Annotated in this window: 14 protein-coding genes and 1 tRNA gene; 7 read left to right on the top strand and 8 right to left on the bottom strand. The window is 64.5% G+C overall.

The features are described from left to right. Window positions 1-4: 4 nt before the first annotated feature. Both tig and NX862_RS04405 read right to left on the bottom strand, forming a co-directional pair. Window positions 5-1,339, bottom strand: a complete 1,335-nt coding sequence (tig, locus tag NX862_RS04410; protein WP_264492649.1) for a trigger factor — start codon at window positions 1,337-1,339, stop codon at window positions 5-7. 25 nt (window positions 1,340-1,364) lie between these two features. After that, window positions 1,365-1,449 (bottom strand) — tRNA-Leu (locus NX862_RS04405). Window positions 1,450-1,771: 322 nt separating this feature from the next. On the opposite strand from NX862_RS04405, the gene NX862_RS04400 reads away from it, so the two are divergent. Then, on the top strand, window positions 1,772-2,248 hold the full coding sequence (locus tag NX862_RS04400) for a Hint domain-containing protein (RefSeq protein ID WP_264492648.1): 477 nt from the start codon (window positions 1,772-1,774) through the stop codon (window positions 2,246-2,248). Between the two features lie 327 nt (window positions 2,249-2,575). Here the strand turns inward: NX862_RS04400 and NX862_RS04395 are convergent, their stop codons facing one another. Beyond that, window positions 2,576-4,087 (bottom strand): NAD(P)H-hydrate dehydratase, encoded by a 1,512-nt coding sequence (locus NX862_RS04395; protein ID WP_264492729.1) that lies wholly within the window; start codon window positions 4,085-4,087, stop codon window positions 2,576-2,578. Between the two features lie 252 nt (window positions 4,088-4,339). Between NX862_RS04395 and NX862_RS04390 the strand changes: the two genes are divergently transcribed. From NX862_RS04390 to NX862_RS04380, 3 genes are all read left to right on the top strand, one after another. After that, the gene (locus NX862_RS04390; RefSeq protein ID WP_264492647.1) at window positions 4,340-4,678 is read left to right on the top strand and encodes a P-II family nitrogen regulator; all 339 of its coding nucleotides are present in this window, start codon (window positions 4,340-4,342) and stop codon (window positions 4,676-4,678) included. Window positions 4,679-4,788: 110 nt separating this feature from the next. Further along, window positions 4,789-6,198: a type I glutamate--ammonia ligase gene (glnA, locus tag NX862_RS04385; protein ID WP_264492646.1), complete on the top strand. Its 1,410-nt coding sequence runs from the start codon at window positions 4,789-4,791 to the stop codon at window positions 6,196-6,198. A 458-nt stretch (window positions 6,199-6,656) separates the two neighbouring features. Next, window positions 6,657-7,352, top strand: a complete 696-nt coding sequence (locus tag NX862_RS04380) for a hypothetical protein (RefSeq protein WP_264492645.1) — start codon at window positions 6,657-6,659, stop codon at window positions 7,350-7,352. Here the strand turns inward: NX862_RS04380 and NX862_RS04375 are convergent. Further along, window positions 7,349-8,110, bottom strand: a complete 762-nt coding sequence (locus tag NX862_RS04375) for a heme-dependent oxidative N-demethylase family protein (RefSeq protein WP_264492644.1) — start codon at window positions 8,108-8,110, stop codon at window positions 7,349-7,351. The two genes, NX862_RS04380 and NX862_RS04375, sit on opposite strands and share 4 nt — an antisense overlap. A 107-nt stretch (window positions 8,111-8,217) precedes the next feature. Here NX862_RS04375 and dddP point away from each other — a divergent pair, with 107 nt between their 5' ends. The 3 genes from dddP (at window position 8,218) to NX862_RS04360 (ending at window position 12,350) form a co-directional block, all read left to right on the top strand. Next, complete coding sequence (gene dddP, locus NX862_RS04370; RefSeq protein WP_264492643.1) at window positions 8,218-9,549, top strand: dimethylsulfonioproprionate lyase DddP; 1,332 nt, start codon at window positions 8,218-8,220, stop codon at window positions 9,547-9,549. A gap of 263 nt (window positions 9,550-9,812) precedes the next feature. Next, window positions 9,813-11,114, top strand: a complete 1,302-nt coding sequence (purB, locus tag NX862_RS04365; RefSeq protein WP_264492642.1) for an adenylosuccinate lyase — start codon at window positions 9,813-9,815, stop codon at window positions 11,112-11,114. Window positions 11,115-11,288: 174 nt separating this feature from the next. After that, window positions 11,289-12,350 carry a flagellar motor switch protein FliG gene (locus tag NX862_RS04360; protein ID WP_264492728.1) on the top strand — a complete coding sequence of 354 codons (1,062 nt, stop codon included), beginning with the start codon at window positions 11,289-11,291 and terminating at the stop codon, window positions 12,348-12,350. Between the two features lie 634 nt (window positions 12,351-12,984). Here NX862_RS04360 and der read toward each other — a convergent pair. From der to NX862_RS04340, 4 genes are all read right to left on the bottom strand, one after another. Next, window positions 12,985-14,442, bottom strand: a complete 1,458-nt coding sequence (gene der, locus NX862_RS04355) for a ribosome biogenesis GTPase Der (protein WP_264492641.1) — start codon at window positions 14,440-14,442, stop codon at window positions 12,985-12,987. Window positions 14,443-14,486: 44 nt separating this feature from the next. Beyond that, entirely contained in the window at window positions 14,487-15,833 is a 1,347-nt protein-coding gene (locus NX862_RS04350; protein WP_264492640.1) for an outer membrane protein assembly factor BamB family protein, read from the bottom strand. A 9-nt stretch (window positions 15,834-15,842) separates the two neighbouring features. Next, on the bottom strand, window positions 15,843-16,523 hold the full coding sequence (locus NX862_RS04345; protein WP_264492639.1) for a tetratricopeptide repeat protein: 681 nt from the start codon (window positions 16,521-16,523) through the stop codon (window positions 15,843-15,845). A 77-nt stretch (window positions 16,524-16,600) separates the two neighbouring features. Beyond that, on the bottom strand, window positions 16,601-18,424 hold the full coding sequence (locus NX862_RS04340; RefSeq protein WP_264492638.1) for an ABCB family ABC transporter ATP-binding protein/permease: 1,824 nt from the start codon (window positions 18,422-18,424) through the stop codon (window positions 16,601-16,603). Window positions 18,425-18,657 lie beyond the last annotated feature (233 nt).

Genomic DNA, 18,657 nt, shown 5'->3' with positions numbered 1-18,657 from the left:
TGGATTACATCTCGTCCAAAGCGTCGACCAACTTTTGCAGCTCGTCCTTCGAGATTTCCTTGTCGGTGACCTTGGCGCCAGCGACGAGGTGATCCACGACCTTGTCTTCGAAGATCGGCGCGCGCAGCTGCTGTTGCACTTGCACATTCTTCTGGACGAACTCGAAGTAAGCGCGTTCCTGGCCCGGGTATTGACGGGCGGCGGTCAGCACGGCCTGGGTCATCTCGGCATCCGAGACGGTGACTTCGGCCTTGCGACCGATTTCGGCAAGCAGCAGGCCCAGACGCACGCGACGCTCGGCAAGCTTCTTGTGCTCGTCGGTGGTCTCGATGGCGCCGTGGTTGTGGCCGTGATCATGGGGGTTTTCCTCATGATAGAGCTGATGCGCGATCTGGCCGGCTTCGGCTTCGACCAAAGCGGGCGGCAGGTCGAACTTCACCGCGGCGTCCAGCTGGTCCAGCAGGGCGCGCTTCAGCACCGCACGGGCGGCGCCGGCATATTCGGCCTCAAGACGGGTCGAAACCTGGCCCTTGAGCGCTGCGAGGTCATCGGCACCGAACTTCTTGGCCAGTTCGTCGTCGATCTTGGCTTCGACCGGCTTTTTGACTGCCTTGATCGTGCAGGCAAAGACGGCTTCCTTGCCGGCCAGATGCGCCGCGCCATAGTTCTCCGGGAAGGAGACGGTCACATCGACCGATTCTTCCGCGGCATGGCCGACCAGCTGGGCTTCAAAGCCCGGGATGAAGGAGTTCGAACCCAGAACCAGCGGGTAATCCTCGCCAGCGCCGCCATCAAACGGCACGCCGTCGATCGAGCCCTTGAAGTCGATGGTGACTTGGTCGCCATCCTTGGCCTTCACGCCTTTTTTGCGGTCCTCAAAGGACTTGGCCGAGGAGGCCAGGTTCTTGATCGCCTCTTCGATATCGGCGTCCGAGGCCTTGACGGCGACCTTTTCCAGGGTCAGCGAGGCGGCGTCGAATTCCGGGATCGGCGGCAGGGCTTCGTAGGTCATCTCGACCACGACGTCCTGACCTTCGGCCCAGGCCTCACCGTTCACCATCTTGACGTCGGGCTGCAGGGCCGGACGGTCGCCGGTGGCGTCGAAGTGATCCTTCATCGCCGTGTCGATCGACTCTTGCATGGCATCGCCGAAGATGCGCTGGCCGAACTGCTTGCGCAGGATGGCCAGGGGAACCTTACCCTTGCGGAAGCCTTTGATTTCGACGTCGGGCTGCGCTTCGACCAGCTTTTCAGTGACCTTGGCTTCAAGCTCGGCCGCCGTCACGGTGATCGTATAGGCGCGCTTCAGCCCGTCCTTCAGGGTCTCGATGACCTGCATCTTTCGTCCTTCTCATCCCAAAATCTGGTGCGGGTGAAGGGACTTGAACCCCCACGCCTTGCGGCGCTGGAACCTAAATCCAGTGCGTCTGCCAGTTCCGCCACACCCGCAATTCATACGAGAGGTCTTCCGACACGGAAAACCCAACCCGCAAAATCCGCGCCCTTCTAGCAAAGGACAGACCGGGATGCGAGAGGAAAATTTCGCAGGCGCCAGGCGGGGGATTGCGCGGGGATGGCCCGGTTTTTGGGCGGGGTGGCGGCAGTTTGGCGGGGGATTGGAAACAATTTTCGCGGAATGAGCCGCATTTTCCGGGGGATAGGGGGCAAAAACCCGGGGCTTTGTCGCCAAAGGGTCTCGCCGTTAACCCATTCTTGCCATATTCATCGGGAAAAACAAAAGAGCAGAGGCAGTGATGCAGGAGCAGATCTCATGGCGGTTCAGACCGGGTTCAAGACGGATGCAGCGCATGACGGCGCCGTGAGCCGCGGCATGGGGGCGGGGACGCCGGTCCTGACGCTGGATGGCGCGCTGCCGGTGGAATTCCTGTCGCCGGGGGATCGGGTGCTGACCCGCGCGGGCTCGCGGCGGGTGGCACGGGTCGAGGTGACGGTGGTGGCCCATGCGCGGATGGTGCGGGTCTCGGGCGATGCGCTTGGCGTCGGGCGTCCGGCAGAAGCCGTGATGCTGGCCGAGGATCAGGGCGTCTTCATCCGCGACTGGCGCGCCAAGGCCCTGTATGGCCAGGCGCAAGCCGTGGTTCCGGCCGCGCGGCTGTGCGATGGCGAATATATCCGGGCCGAAGTGGTTGCCGAGGCGCGGCTTTTCACCCTGGTGCTGGAAAGCCCGGAAGTGATTTATGCGGGCGGGCTGGAGCTTGCTTGCGAAGGCGTGGCGGTCCCGGCCTGAAATTGGAGCCTGTGTCCAATGGAAATAGGCGCCCCTCGGGGCGCCTATTTCCATTGGAGGAAGCGGGGGCTGCCGCCCCCGCTTCAAGGGGCGCACCATGCCACTTGTTTCTTGAACCAGCGGCGAACCAAGTGGCAAACCCTTGAAAATCCGCGTGCATATATGCGCAGGCATGAAATCAAAGCAGGAGGCGGCAGGGTTGGTGAGGGCTCGGTTTCTTTGTGCGTCAGTCGAGGTCGTGCCAATGACGGAAGCGTCTTTGGGGGCAGTGGGGCGCAAAAAACTGGGCAGGCAGGCAAAGACATCGTCCGCCGCGCCTGAGAAGCGTCAGAGCCCCAGAGTGCGGAAGACCTGCGGGATCATCTCGGGCAGATCCTCGGCGATGAGGCCGGGGCCGAAGGCGCGGGCGGCCTCGACATGCAGCCAGGCGCCGGTCTCGGCGGCATGCTGGGGCATGAAGCCGCGCGCCATGAGGCCGGTGATCAACCCCGCCAGCACATCGCCAGAGCCTGCGGTGGCCAGCCAGGGGGCGGCGCGGTCGTAAACTGCGGCGTGGATGGCGCAGATGCCACCCGGTGAGGCGATGACCGTGTCGGGGCCTTTGTAAAGCAAGGTGCAGCCGGCGCGGGTCGCGGCTTCGCGGGTGGCATCGACCTTGGAGAAGGCGGGGCCCTTCACGGCGGGGGCCTCCAACTTGGTGGCGAGGTCAGGGAAAAGCCGGGCGAACTCGCCGCCATGGGGGGTGAGGATGCAGCCCGCATGCAAGAGGGCGAAAAGTCCCGGGTCGCGCGCCAGCAGCGTCAGCGCGTCGGCATCAAGGACCAACGACAGCCCCGGACGCTCCGACGCTCCCCGGGGCCTCGACGCCTCCAGCGCCGCCCTGACCAAGCCCACCGCGCGATCATCCAGCCCCAGACCCGGCCCCAGACAGAGCGCGTTGATGCGCGGGTCGGACAGCAGCGCGGTCAGCGCCTCTGCCCCGGCCAAAGCCTTCAGCATCACCGCATCCAGACGGGCGGCGTTCTCGGACAGGGCCTCGGGCGGACAGGCAAGCGTCACCAGCCCTGCCCCCACCCGAAGGGCGGCGCGGGCGGTCATGCGGGCCGCGCCGCAAGCCCCCGCAGGGCCGGAAAGGATAAGCGCGTGGCCGTAGGTGAACTTGTGGCCGATGTCCTTTTCCAGACCGCGTGGCGTGGAACAAAGCCACAGATCGGCCCTGGCCCGCTGCAATCCGATATCGACCACACGCAATTTGCCACAAATCATGGGTCCGTCTGCGAGGAAGTGACCAGGTTTTGCGCAATGAAATGTCACCGTCAGATCAAACGGCGGCACAAAATAATCAGATGCATCGTCAAGAATATAGCGTCCACTGTCGGCGCAGATCCCGGATACAATGTCGACGGCGACCAAGCGACAGCCAAAGCCCTTGGCCGCGTTCCACAATCCCCGGGCAACATTGGTTGTGCGGGTCAGGCCGGTCCCAAAGAGGGCGTCAAAGACAATATCCGTCCCCTCAAAGATGAAACCGTCGAAGTTCCTGAAGGGCGCGACCTCCCCTCCCCACCGCCCATGATTCACCCGCGCATCAGGCGGCAGCTTTTCCGGGTCGCCGTAGAGGAAGACCTCGACCTCCCAACCGAGCCCCTTCAGCAGCCGCGCCACCACAAACCCGTCCCCGCCGTTGTTTCCGGGGCCGCAGAGCACCACGGCGCGGCCCGACCTCAGCTCAGGCCACTCCGCCAGCACCGCCTCGACGACCCCGGCCCCTGCCCGCTCCATCAGCTCCAGACCTGTGACCTGGCCGGAGGCAATCGCCTGCCTCTCCACCGCGCGCATCTGGGCCGCGGTCAGAATCTGGCGCGGCCAGGTCCCTGCGCCCGGTTTTTGCGCGGCCAAGGGAGTCTTGTCGTCACTCATGACATTTCCAGTTTTCATTTAGCCTATTTTTTAGACGTCACGCGCAAAATTTATGCGCATCCGCCAAAATCCCTGGCGCTTGGGCCGCAAGCCTCAGCCTGCCCCATTGTCCCCGCCCGCGGCAAGTGGTCAGAGAAGCCAAGGAGCCGCGCTGTGCCCAGGGGGAGTCGCATGAAGAAGATCGAGGCCATCATCAAGCCGTTCAAGCTGGACGAGGTCAAAGAGGCGCTGCAAGAGGCTGGCATCCAGGGGCTTTCGGTCACCGAGGTCAAGGGATTTGGCCGCCAAAAGGGCCATACCGAGCTGTATCGCGGCGCCGAATATGTCGTCGACTTCCTGCCCAAGGTGAAGATCGAAGTCGTCTTGACCGATGACATGGTCGACACCGCCATCGAGGCCATCATCTCGGCCGCGCGCACCGACAAGATCGGCGACGGCAAAATCTTTGTCTCCCCGGTCGAACAGGCGATCCGCATCCGCACCGGCGAAACCGGCGACGACGCCGTTTAAGGCCCGCGCCGCCCGACCCTTTGCCGTCTGAATTCCGGGGGCGACCCCGACACCCACACCGGGCCGAACTGCAAGCCCGACTGTAAACACCAACCCTGAAAGGCTAAAAGATGAGCGCGATCAAGGATGCTCTGAAGCTTATCAAGGACGAGGAAGTCGAATACGTCGATGTTCGCTTCACCGATCCCAAAGGCAAGCTTCAGCACGTCACCGTCATTGTGGACGAAGTGAACGAGGACTTCTTCGAAGAAGGCTTCATGTTCGACGGCTCGTCCATTGCCGGCTGGAAGTCGATTGACCAGTCCGACATGAAGCTGATCCCCGATGCGACCTCGGTCTATATCGACCCCTTCTATGCCGAAAAGACGCTTTGCGTGCATTGCGACGTGGTCGAGCCCGACACCGGCGAGGCCTATGACCGCTGCCCGCGTCAGATCGCCAAGAAGGCCGAAGCCTACCTGAAGTCTTCGGGCGTGGGCGACACCGCCTATTTCGGCCCCGAGGCCGAATTCTTCATCTTTGACGACGTGCGCTATTCGGTTCAGCCGAACAAGGTGTCCTTCCAGCTGGACGCCGAAGCGGCCGCCTGGAACACCGATGCCTCCTTCGAGGGCGGCAACCTTGGCCACCGCGCCGGCTACAAGGGCGGCTATTTCCCGGTGAACCCGGTCGATGAGGCCCATGACCTGCGCGGCGAGATGCTGTCCACCATGAAGCGCATGGGGATCAAGGTCGACAAGCACCACCACGAAGTCGCAACCTGCCAGCACGAACTGGGCATGGTCTTCGGCGGGTTGGTGGGTCAAGCCGACAACATCCAGAAATACAAATATGTCATCCACAACGTCGCGGCCGCCTATGGCAAGACCGTGACCTTCATGCCCAAGCCCATGAAGGGCGACAACGGGTCGGGGATGCATGTGAACATGTCGATCTGGAAGGACGGCAAGCCGCTGTTCGCAGGCGACAAATATGCCGACCTGTCGCAGGAGGCGCTGTATTTCATCGGCGGCATCCTGAAGCACGCCAAGGCGCTGAACGCGATCACCAACCCGTCCACCAACAGCTACAAGCGCCTGATCCCGGGCTTTGAAGCCCCGGTGCTGCGCGCGTTCTCGGCCCGCAACCGGTCGGGCTGCGTCCGTATTCCGTGGACCGAATCGCCCAAGGCCAAGCGCGTCGAAGCCCGCTTTCCCGATCCCTCGGCCAACCCCTACCTGGCCTTCGCCGCCCTGATGATGGCCGGCCTTGACGGGATCAAGAACAAGATCGACCCGGGCCCGGCCTCGGACAAGGACCTGTATGATCTGCCGCCCGAAGAGCTGGCGGCGATCCCGACGGTCTGCGGCAGCCTGCGCGAGGCTCTGGAAGAGCTGACCAAGAACATGGACTTCCTGCTGCAGGGTGGCGTTTTCACCCGCGAGATGCTGGAAGCCTATATCGAGCTGAAGTGGCAGGAAGTGTATAACTTCGAACACACGCCGCACCCGGTCGAATATCAGATGTATTACTCCTGCTGATCGGCAGGCAGTGACAGGAAAGGGCGCCTTCGGGCGCCCTTTTGCATGAAAAGACCAGGCCACCTCGGGCCCAAGGCCGCCCTTCCCTTTCATACTGACACAAATATTCCGGGGTCCGGGGCAGCGCCCCGGGGGTGCCAGTGTTCGGGGCAGCGCCCCGGGGGTGCCAGTGTTCGGAGCAGTGCCCCGGGCGTGCCAGAGTCCGGGGCACTGCTCCGGGGGTGCCGGGGTTCGGGGCAGCGCGCCCCGGGGGTGCCGGGGTTCGGGGCAGCGCGCCCCGGGGGGGCCGCTCGCGCCAGCGGAACCACCGTCGCTTGCGCCGCAACAATCCCCCCCGATTGTCATTGCGGCGGAAACACGGCGGAAAGGTTAACAATACCTTTCTTTCACCCAGATTTGCCCAGTTTCCCTCCACAATCGTTAACCATACCCAAGGTCAGAAAACCGGGAGACTGACCATGGGTCGTGATGAAAATCGGTTTGCGAGTGACGGTGTTTTCCACGCTTTGACGCGGCCTGCCCGCGCTGTTGTTCTGGGACGGCTGATCAATCCGCGCGCGCTTGGCCTTGCGCCGGCCCGGCTGGTTGCGGTGATCGACGCCACGATCCAGGACGCGCTGGAGGAAAGCCCCACCATCCTGTGGGAGACCGAAGAGACGATCCGCTTCGAACTGCCCGAGGCGCGCGTGCTCTTGTCCCTGGCCGATGCCGATGTGCCGGGGGCGGCGGGGCTGGCGCTGGGGGTGGTCTTCGAGGGCGAGAACGCGGCCGAAATCGCCCGGGCGCTCAGCCGCCTGATCTTGCGCACCATCGAGATGCGCTATCCCGCCTTCGCTCCCGACCCGGCCATCGTCACGCTGGAGGACGAGGCCATGGCGATCCTGGCCGAGCCGCTGCAAGGCGCCCTGCCCGCCCTGGCGCCGGTCGATACGCTGGTCGATGCCATGTGGCGCCGCGCCAAGGCCAGCACGCCCGACCGCAAAAGCACCGCGCCGACGCTTGCCAAGGGCTTCTGGCGCCGCTTCAGCCTGCCCCAGCTGGCCCCCATGCGCCCGACGGTCCGGGCGCTGGCGCTGATCCTTTTTGCCCTTGGCCTGGTCCAGGGCCCCTTGGGCCAGACCGCCGAGGCGCAAACCAGCCTCACCGCGCCCTAATGCCCCGCCGCCCGCAACATCGCCAGATCCTCGGGCGCGAGGATCTCGGCGGCGACGACCGTGGTATGGATCGAAAAGACCACGGCGCCGGTCTGCGGCAAACGGACCAGACATTGCCGCTCTGAGCGCATGAAGCGCCGCGCGCCGGTCCGCGGGCGGGCCTCGTCCTCGGATTTCGGCTGATGCAGGGTCGGATCGGCGTAAAGCAGGGCGTTCATCCGGTAAAGCGGCTGCTCGGCCCGGATGCCGTCAAACAACCGCTGCACCCGCGTGGCCAGGCCCGCATCATAGGCCGCGACCGGGATATGGATGCCCAGCAGCGGCCGGCCGATCTTTTCCGCCAGCGTCCAGGAGGCCGGAAAGCACAGGATCGCCCCGGTCAGCACATGTTCGGCGCCCCGTTTCTCCATCAGGCAGAAGTCCTGCTGAAACAATCGCCCCAGCGTCAGCAAAGGCTGATCCCGGTCCAGCGCAACCGTGACCCCATCGGGCCGCAGCGCCTCGGTCGCCCCAAAGCGGAACCCCGCCGGCGCATGGGTCAGCGCGGTGTCATAAAGCTCCTGCGCGGCCGGCATCGCCTCGGGCAAAAGCGCATGGACCGGGGCCGTCGCCATCAGCCGCGCGCGCTCGGCCATCTGCGCGCCATAGGCGTCATCGACCTCCAGCCAATCGGCAAAGTCACAGGGCAAGATCCCCGGCAGGCGCCACAGCGCGGGATTGGTCCAGGGGCGGCGGATAAGGCGGCTTTGCAAGATCATGCCGCAGAAGTGCCATGCCCAAAATCCGCCTGCAACCGCATGCGGTGTCGCATTTGGACCAGAAACCGCCACGCCGCGGTTCACTCTGATCCCCAGGAGGACCGAAGATGACTCGCCCGCCCCTGCGCAAGATCGACCCGACCCGCGGTGAGCACCTCGCCGATGGCAGCCCCAACGACAATGACCGGATCGAGATCGGCCCGACGCAATTGGCCTTTGCCGAATGGGCGGCGGCTGGGGTGCGCCCGCCTGACCTTGCGCAAATGCGCCACGACCGCTGGGCGGCCCTGGTGGCGGGCATCCAGGCGCGGGATTATGCGGGCCTTTTGATGTTCGACCCGATGAACATCCGTTACGCCACCGACACGACCAACATGCAGCTGTGGAACGCACACAATCCCTTCCGCGCCTGCCTGATCTGCGCCGATGGCCATATGGTGATGTGGGAATACAAGAACGCCCCCTTCCTTGTGACCTTCAACCCGCTGGTGGCTGAACTGCGGACCGGGGCGAGCTTCTTTTATTCGGTGACGGGGGATACCTCGCCCCATGACGCGCAGAATTTCGCCGCCCAGGTCGATGAGGTTTTGCGCGCCCATGCCGGAGAGAACCGCCGCCTTGCCGTCGACAAGATCATGATCCACGGGCTGCGGGCGCTGGACCGCGCGGGGTTTCAGGTGATGGAGGGCGAAGAGCTGACCGAACGGGTCAGGTCGATCAAGGGGCCCGAAGACATCGCCGCGATGCGCTGCGCCATGGTGTCTTGCAACCAGGCCATCGCCGAGATGGAGGCTTTCACCCGCCAAAACGTCCCCAAGGGCGGCGTATCGGAGGATGCGATCTGGGCCGAGCTGCACCGCGGCAATATCCGCCGCGGTGGCGAATGGATCGAGACGCGGCTTCTGGCCTCGGGTCCGCGCACCAATCCCTGGTTTCAGGAATGTGGCCCCCGCCTGGTGGGCAACAACGAGATCGTGGCTTTCGACACCGACCTGATCGGGGTCTATGGCATCTGCATCGACATTTCCCGCACCTGGTGGGTGGGCGACCAAAAGCCGCGCCCCGACATGATCTCGGCCTATCGCCACGGGCTGGACCATATCGCCGAAAACATGACCCTGCTGAAACCCGGCGCCCGCATCCGGGATCTGGTGCATCAGGGCCACCAACTGGCCCCGCAATACTGGGCGCAGAAATACTCCTGCAAAATGCATGGTGTGGGGCTTTGCGACGAATGGCCCTATGTGCCCTATCCGGATGGTTGGGTGGAAGGCAGCTTCGACCATGTGATCGAACCCGGCATGGTGCTTTGCGTCGAGGCCCTGGTTTCCCCAGAGGGCGGCGATTTCTCGATCAAGCTGGAGGAACAGGTTCTTGTGACCGAGACGGGGGTGGAGAACCTGACGACCTATCCGATGGACCCGCGACTTGTTGGATAGGGTGCGCTGGCGGACAGCGCTGGAGGGGTTTCACACCCCTCCAGACCTCCCCGTGGGATATATATGAAAAGATGAAAGGGAAGAGGCCTGCTTGGCCGCAGCGATTGCCTTTCACACTTGCGCAAATACTCCCGCCGGAGGCACGCCCGAGCCGGTTGGCGCGCCGCGCCAGAGGTGAGAGAAAAACCTTGCGCCGCAGGCGCTCCGCTGGACTCCGGGCGGGGCGCGCGCTAAGGGGCGGCATCGCAATTGGAGGCCTTCGCATGATCCCGCGCTATTCCCGCCCCGAGATGGTCTCAATCTGGTCCCCCGAGACCCGCTTCAAGATCTGGTTCGAGATTGAGGCCCATGCCTGCGACGCCCAGGCCGCCATTGGCGTGATCCCCAAGGCCAATGCCGAGGCCGTCTGGAAGGCCCGCGACGCCGAGTTCAACGTCGCCCGCATCGACGAGATCGAGGCCGTGACCAAGCATGACGTCATCGCCTTTCTGACCCATCTGGCCGAGATCATCGGCAATGACGAGGCGCGGTTTGTGCATCAGGGCATGACCTCCTCCGACGTTCTGGACACGACCTTCAACGTGCAACTCGTGCGCGCAAGCGACCTTTTGTTGGTCGCCATGGACCGGGTTCTGGCCGCGCTGAAGACCCGCGCGTTTGAGCACAAGGACACGGTCCGCATCGGCCGCAGCCATGGCATCCATGCCGAGCCGACCACGATGGGCCTGACTTTCGCGCGGTTCTATGCCGAAATGTCACGCGGCCGCGCGCGTCTGGTCGCCGCCCGGGCCGAGATCGCCACGGGCGCAATCTCTGGCGCGGTGGGCACGTTCGCCAATATCGACCCCTCGGTCGAAGAGCATGTCTGCAAGATGCTGGGCCTGACGCCCGAGCCGATTTCCACCCAAGTCGTCCCGCGCGACCGTCATGCGATGTTCTTTGCGACTTTGGGCGTGATCGCGTCGTCGATCGAAAACGTCGCCACCGAAATCCGCCACATGCAGCGCACCGAGGTGCTGGAGGCGGAAGAGTTCTTCTCGCCCGGTCAAAAGGGCTCCAGTGCGATGCCCCACAAGCGCAACCCCGTCCTGACCGAAAACCTGACCGGCCTGGCCCGTCTGGTGCGCATGGCCGTGACGCCCGCGCTGGAGAATGTCGCGCTGTGGCATGAACGCGACATCAGCCATTCCAGCGTCGAACGCGCGATTGGTCCCGATACGACGGTGACGCTGGATTTCGCGCTGCACCGTCTGGCGGGCGTCGTTGAAAAGCTGGTGGTCTATCCGGAAAACATGCTCCGCAACATGAACAAGTTCAAAGGCTTGGTCATGTCGCAGCGCGTGCTTCTGGCGTTGACCCAGGCCGGCGTCTCGCGTGAGGACAGCTACCGCCTTGTGCAACGCAATGCCATGAAGGTCTGGGAAAAGGGCGCCGATTTCAAGACCGAGCTTCTGGCCGATCCGGAAGTGACCGCGGCGCTGTCGCCCGCCCAGATCGAAGAGAAATTCGATCTGGGCTATCACACCAAACATGTCGACACGATCTTCAAGCGCGTTTTCGGCTAAGGCGCGCGGCAGGTCACGCGGCAGGTCACGCGGCAGGTCACGGGGCGCCGGGGGAAACCCTGGCGCCTTTTGCATGGGCTGCGAAATCTTTGCGGCTAAACCTCGGATTAACCGGGGGGCGCCATGGTGGGAAAGTCTGAAGAATCGGAGTGGTCCATGGCTTTCAACCCCGCAATGCTGGCCTCCTTGACCAATACCGAGGGCTTTGGCGCCCCGGCCGTGGTCGATCACGCACGCCCCAAGATCAAACCCAAGGAAAAGGCCGCGATCATCGTGCGCCTGATGTTGTCCGAGGGGGCGCCGCTGAAGGTGACATCCCTGCCCGAGGATATGCAGACCGAATTGACGCAGCAGCTGGGCAAGATGCGCCGCGTCAGCCGCGAAACGCTAAAGGCCGTGGTCGAAGAATTCCTGGGCGAGCTGGAGCAGGTCGGCCTGTCCTTTCCGGGCGGGCTTGAAGGCGCGCTCTCGCTGATGGATGGGCATATGTCGGCCAATGCCGCCTCGCGGCTGCGCAGGCTGTCGGGGGGCAATGCCTCGGTCGACCCCTGGGAGCGGATCAACGGCATGTCGCTGGAACGCATCGTCCCCGTGCTGGAAGAAGAAAGCATCGAGGTCTGCGCCGTGGTCCTGTCAAAGCTGCCGGTGCCGCGTGCGGCGGAACTGCTGGCGAAACTGCCCGGCGAAAGGGCGCGGGCGGTGGCCTATGCGGTGTCGCTGACCGGAAATGTCGATCCCGACACGGTGCATCGCATCGGCCTGTCCTTGGCCACGCAGTTGGACAGCCAGCCGCTGAAGGCCTTTGACGCGGGCCCGGGCGAAAGGGTGGGCGCGATCTTGAACGTGGCTGCGGCCACGACACGGGATGATGTGCTGAAAGGCCTGATCGAAGCCGACAAGGACTTCGCCGAGGTCGTGAAAAAGAACATCTTCACCTTTGAACATGTCAAGGCGCGGCTGGCGCCGCGGGATGTGCCCAAAGTGGTGCGTCTGGTGGATCAGAACCTGATCGTCACGGCCCTGGCCTATGCAATGGGCGTGCCCGACCTGGTGCCCTCGGCCGAACATGTGCTGGCCAACCTGTCGCAGCGCCTGACCCAGACCCTGAAAGAGGAAATGGCGGGCCGCGGCAAGATCAAGGAAAAAGACGCCGAAGAGGCGATGACGGCAATTGTCATGGCGATCCGCCAGCTGGAAGGCTCGGGCGAAGTGGTGCTGGTCGAACCCGAACAGTGATGGCGGTCAGGCGCCGCAGCGGCAAAGCCTTGGCTGCGGAAGCGGGAGGGGCCAGCCCTTCCCGCACCCACCCCGCCGAAGGACCCGTGCCGGGCCCTCCGGTCCTCCCGCGACCTGTGGAGGTATGGGCTTGGTCGGGCGGGCCAGTGCCAACCAAGGCGGGAGGGGCCAGACATCAGGTGGTCAAGCGGCACCTGACCCCGTGGTCAGGTGTGGGACATGCTGCGGGTGGACAACCTGCGGCAAGTGCGCACCGTCGCCGGCCGGGATGATTTGGCGCGAATGACTTGGCCGCTGATCCTGACCCGGGAACGGGATTGGAACTGGACCCGGCACCCAACCTTGGATCGGGCCAAAACCGGATCCTGATGCTGATGCTGATGCTGATGCTGATGCTGACGCTGACGCTGACGCTGACGCTCGCCAGCGTGATCGCACCTTCAAGCCCCTTTCCTGCCCCCACCCCAAGACAGCGGTTAGGTCACAGCCGTTCTGCTTTCATGCCAAAGGGCGGCCCCTGGGCCGCCCTTTTTTCCCAAGCCGGTTGGGGCACAGCCCCAGAGGCGAGACAAGCTCTTGCGGCGCAGCCGCTCGATTTCCTTGTCCAGTTGCCCCTGACTTGTCCAGCTGACCCTTACTTGTCCAGGTGCTTGCGCAGCCGCGAGGGGGTGTTGAACTTCGGGTTCTTGAACGGGTTCTTGTCGCCCTGAGACCGCAGCGTCAGCCGGATCGGCGTCCCCGGCATGTCGAAATGGTCGCGCAAGCCATTCACCAGATAGCGGCGATAGCTGTCGGGCATATCCTCGGGATGGCTGCACATCGCCACAAAGCCCGGAGGCCGCGTCTTGACCTGGGTCATGTAGCGCAGCTTGATGCGCTTGCCGCCAGGCGCGGGCGGCGGGTGCGCCTCGGTCATCGCGCCCAGCCAGGTGTTCAGCCGCGCGGTCGACACGCGGCGGTTCCACACCGCATGCGCCTTCAAGATCGCCTCGTGCAGCCGGTCCAACCCCCGCCCGGTCTTGCCCGAGATCGTGACCAAGGGCGCCCCGCGCAGCTGCGGCAGAAGCCGTTCGAACATCTCTTTCAGCTCGGCCAGCTTGTCCTGTTTTTCCTCTTCAAGGTCCCATTTGTTGACCGCCACGACCACCGCCCGACCTTCGGTCTCGGCAAAGTCGCAGATGCGCAAGTCTTGGGTTTCAAAGGGGATTTCCACGTCCAGCAGCACGACCACCACTTCGGCAAAGCGCACGGCGCGCAACCCGTCGGCGACCGAAAGCTTCTCCAGCTTTTCGACCACCTTGCCCTTTTTGCGCATCCCGGCCGTGTCGAAAATCCGCGTCGGCGTGCCATGCCAATCGGTCCGAACCGAGATGGCATCCCGCGTGATCCCCGCCTCGGGGCCGGTCAACAGCCGGTCAAACCCCAGGATCTTGTTGATCAGCGTCGATTTCCCGGCATTGGGCCGGCCAATCACCGCGATTTGCAGCGGGTGCTTGTCCGAGGGCGTCCAGGACAGGTCCTCTTCTTCGCTTTCGGCCTCTTCCTCGGAAATATCGACCTCGACCACCGGAGCGTTTTCAATCGCCCGGGCGGCGAACTGCTCTTCAAAGGGCAGAAGCGCGCGGTAAAGGTCGTCGATCCCCTCGCCATGTTCGGCCGACAGGCGGATCGGCTCGCCCAGGCCCAGCGACCAGGCCTCGATGGCGCCACTGTCGCCCGCCTTGCCCTCGGCCTTGTTCACGCCGACGATGACGGTCTTGCCCTTTTTGCGCAGGATTTCGGCAAAGGTCTCGTCCGAAGGCGTCACCCCCACCCGACCGTCGATCAGGAACAGGCTGATATCGGCCATATCGACCGCGCGTTCGGTCAGGCGGCGCATCCGGCCCTGAAGGCTGTCGTCCGTGACCTCTTCCAGACCGGCCGTGTCGATCACGGTAAAGCGCAGGTCGAAGAGTTTCGCATCGCCCTCGCGCAGGTCGCGGGTGACGCCGGGCTGGTCATCGACCAAAGCCAGCTTGCGCCCCACAAGGCGGTTGAACAGCGTCGACTTGCCCACATTCGGGCGGCCCACAATGGCGAGCGTAAAAGACATCCGGAATCCCTTCGAAGGAACCCGTCCCTTACATCAGCTTTCCTTCAGCGGAAAGCCAGAAGTTGCCCGCGCGCGGAAACGACAAACATCATGCCCTGCGCCAAGGCCGGAACCGCAGCCGCCCCGCCCGGAAGCGCCACTTCGGCGCCAAGCGAGCCGTCCTGCGGCGAGAAGCCCCGCAGCTTGCCATCCGACGAGGCGACCCAGACCCGACCACCGGCCAGCAAGGGGCCATAGCTTGCGGTGATGGCGCCCTGTTTCTTGGGCTTGGTCTGGTCGAAATAGGGCAGACCGCTGGCCCAGATTTGCGCGCCGGTCTGCGCATCCAGCCGCACCAAAGTCGCCTCGTCGTTGACGACAAAGACGGACCCGCCCACGACCAGCGGCGCGTTCAAGGCGCCCTCGACCGCGCCCCAGATCACGGCGCCTTGGGCCAGGGACCAGGCCCCCGTCCGCCCCGCCTCGGTGCCCGCATAAAGCATCCCGCCCGAAACCACCGGATCGCCCGTCACATCGCCCGAATTGGCAAAGGCGCGGCCCAGACGTTCCCCGGTGGCATAGGCGGTCCAGACCGGCTGCCCGGTCGAGGTCTCGACCGCGACCATGGCGCCCGAGGCAAAGGGGAAAACGACCAAAGACCCGGCAGCGGCCGGCGCCGCGCCGCCGTCGAAATGCAGGCCCTGCACGTTGCCCGCGCCAACCGCGGTCCAGACCACGCGGCCAGTGCCCGCGTCGATGGCCCAGGCCGTGCCGTCATTGCCCGCGACATAGACCCGCCCATCCGCCAGCAAGGGCGCGCCCGAAGCCGCAGCCCCCAAGCGTTGCCGCCAGATGACCGCGCCGGTGCCCGCGTCCAAAGCCACAACCTCGCCGTAGCCCGTCACCGCATAGGCCCGCGCGCCATCCGCGGCCAGCGATCCGCCCGAAAGCGCGCCGCCCTTGTCGAAATCGGCCTTGACCGAGGCCGACCAAAGCCGCTCTCCGCCGACGGACACCGCCGTCACTTTGGATGCGCCGTCCATGGCGAAAACCCGGCCACCCGCCACGACGGGCGCCGCCGTGATGCGCGACCGTTTGCCCGACCCGGCGCCGATATCCACGGCCCAGACCAGCGCCGGTTGCGCCGACAGCGCGCCATGCACGCCGGTATGGCTGGCATTGCCGCCGCGCTGACCCCAGTCGGCATTGCTGACCTGACCGGGCAGCGAAATCCCCGCCGCCACATTGGCCGGACGATCCGGCGCCGGCTGCGGATCGGGGTCGGCCTCGGACGGAACCGAGGCATCAAGCCCCCCCCGCAGCGGAAACCGCGTCCCCTCCAGCACCCGGTCCCGCTCGCAAGCCGCAAGCGCCAAGGTCGAGATCATCAGACCGAAAGCCAGATACCGCATGACGCCCCCTTAGCCCGCTTCGGGCATGGCACCCTCGGGCGCGATCTTTTCCGGCACCGTGCCGCCAAGCGCGGTGATGGTTTGGGCGGCGCGCTGTTTCAAACCCTGCGGCGCCTCCTGGTCCTGATACAGCGCAAGAAGTGCTGTCAGGGCCTCGGGCGTTTTGCCCTCTTCGATCAGCAGATAGGCGAGCTGTTCTTCGGCCAGGGTCCGCATGGCGCGGCCCGGCACGACCAAAGCGGTCAGCGCGGCGCGGCGGTCGGCCAACGGCGTTTCGGCCCCGGCAATCCCCACGCGCTTCAGCATGGCCATGTCGCGGTAAATCTGCGGCTGGGTGGTGTCGGCGGCCAGGGCATCCAGCGCGGCCAGACGCGCCGCACGGTCGCCCTCGGCATCGGCCGCACGCAACAGGGCCACGACAACGCCTTGCCCGCCATCGACCGGAATGGCGGCCAGCGCCGCATCCCGTGCCTTGGCATCCGTCAGCGCCAGGGCGGTCTGGACCGCGTCGCCAAAACCCTCGGCCCGAGCCTCGGCCTTGGCCTTGGTCCATTCGCTATAGGCCGCGCCGCCGACGATCCCCAGAACCACGACCCCACCGATCCAGCCATAGCGACGGAAGGCCGCATAAAGCTTGTCCCGACGCAATTCTTCGGTGACTTCATCGACGAAACTGTCCGGCGTGCTCATAAGGCCTCCCTGCGCTTTGATCCCGTCTTACCCTGCGCCCGCGCGACTGCCAAGCCCATCAGAAAATCCGGCGGGCCTCATTCGGTCTCTTCGGCCGACTGGCGTTCCCACATGGCGGTGTAACGGCCGCCCAGCGCGATCAACTCGTCATGCGTGCCGCGTTCGACGACCTCACCGGCCTCCAGCACCAGGATCAGGTCGCTGTCGGCGATGGTCGACAGGCGGTGCGCGATGGTGATGACCGACCGCCCCTGCCCCATGGCGTTCAGGCTTTCCTGAATGTCGCGTTCGGTCTGGGTGTCCAAGGCGCTGGTTGCCTCGTCCAGCACCAGGATCGGCGGGTTCTTCAGCAAGGTGCGGGCGATGCCGACGCGCTGCTTTTCCCCGCCCGACAGTTTCAGGCCGCGTTCACCGACTTTGGCCTGATAGCCATCCGGCAAAGAGGTCACAAAGTCATGGATGCGCGCCGCCTTGGCCGCGCGGATCACGCCCGCATGGCCTTCGTCCGGGTTGCCATAGGCGATGTTGTATTCGACCGTGTCGTTGAACAGAACCGTATCCTGCGGCACGACCCCGATGGCGCGGTGCAAAGAGGTCTGCGTGACCTCGCGGATGTCCTGGCCGTCGATGCGGATCGCCCCGCCGGTGATGTCGTAAAACCGGAACAACAGCCGCCCGATGGTCGATTTCCCCGAACCCGAGGGGCCGACCAAGGCCACCTTGGAGCCCGGTTTGACGGTGAAGCTGACCCCCTTCAGGATCGGCCGATTGGCGTCATAGGCAAAGCGGACGTTGTCAAAGGTGATCTCACCAGCCGGAACCTTCAGTTCGGGCGCATTGGCGATATCGGTGATTTCGGCCGGTTGGCCCAGAAGGCCGAACATCTCGCCCATATCGACCAGCGCCTGACGGATTTCGCGGTAGACCGTGCCAAGGAAGCCCAGCGGAAGCGTGATCTGCATCATATAGGCGTTGACCATGACGAAATCGCCCACGGTAAAGCGGCCCTGCTGCACGCCCATGGCCGACATGACCATGACCGCAATCAGGCCCGTGGTGATGATGACATTCTGCCCGATGTTCAGCATCGACAACGACTGCCCGGTCTTGACCGCGGCCTGTTCATAAAGCCCCATGGCACGGTCATAGCGCGCGGCCTCACGGGCCTCGGCGCTGAAATACTTGACGGTTTCATAATTCAACAGGCTGTCGACCGCCTTTTGGTTGGCGTCGGTGTCCTGATCGTTCATCGCCTTGCGGATCTTGACCCGCCATTCGGTGACCTTGAACGTGTAGAACACGTAAAGCCCGATCGTGGCCAGGACGACGACCATATAGGTCAGCCCGTAATAGATCGCAAAGATCACCGACACCATGGTCAGTTCCAGGATCAGCGGGATGATCGAAAACAGCATGAAGCGCAGCAGGAAATCGACGCCCTTCACCCCGCGCTCGATGATGCGCGACAGGCCGCCGGTCTTGCGGGTGATGTGATAGCGCAGGGACAGGCGGTGGATATGGGTGAAGGTCTCGTAGGCCAGTTTGCGCAGGGCGCGTTGGCCGACGCGGACAAAGACCCAGTCCCGCATCTCGCCGAAAAAGACGCTGCCCATGCGGGCGATGCCATAGGCCACGGTCAGGCCGACTGCCCCGAACAACAACACGCCATCGCGTGAGGTCTGCCCGGTCAGCGCATCGACGGCGACCTTGTAAAGCCAGGGGGTATAGACCGAGACAAGCTTGGAAATCAGCAAGAGAACCAGCGCAAAGACGACGCGGCGCTTCACCCAAGGCTCGCCCTCGGGCCACAAATAGGGCGCGACGCGTTTCATGGTCTGCCAGCCGTTCGCCGGGGCCTTGGCCATGTCTTCAGAGGTCGCAGAGGTGGTGACACGGCGCATGGGGGCTCCTTGGCGGGGCCAAAGATGCAAAAGGGCGGCCCGGGGCTTTAGGTGTGACAGGCGGGAGGCGATGTAAAGCCCCAAGCCCGGGATTCGGGGAATCTAATTCTGTGATGGAAGGCGGAAAGAGGGGGTTTGGGTTTGGGTTTGGGTTTGGGTTTGGCTCGGGGTCCGGTGTCGGGTGCGGGACGGGTGCCGGGTGCGGCCTCTGTCTTGGGTCCGCGCCTGGTGTC

It is taken from the genome of Stagnihabitans lacustris, from assembly GCF_025950525.1.
Lineage (GTDB): Bacteria > Pseudomonadota > Alphaproteobacteria > Rhodobacterales > Rhodobacteraceae > Stagnihabitans.
Note: the sequence above shows the minus strand (reverse complement) of the source record. Positions and strands in the feature narration are given on the sequence as shown.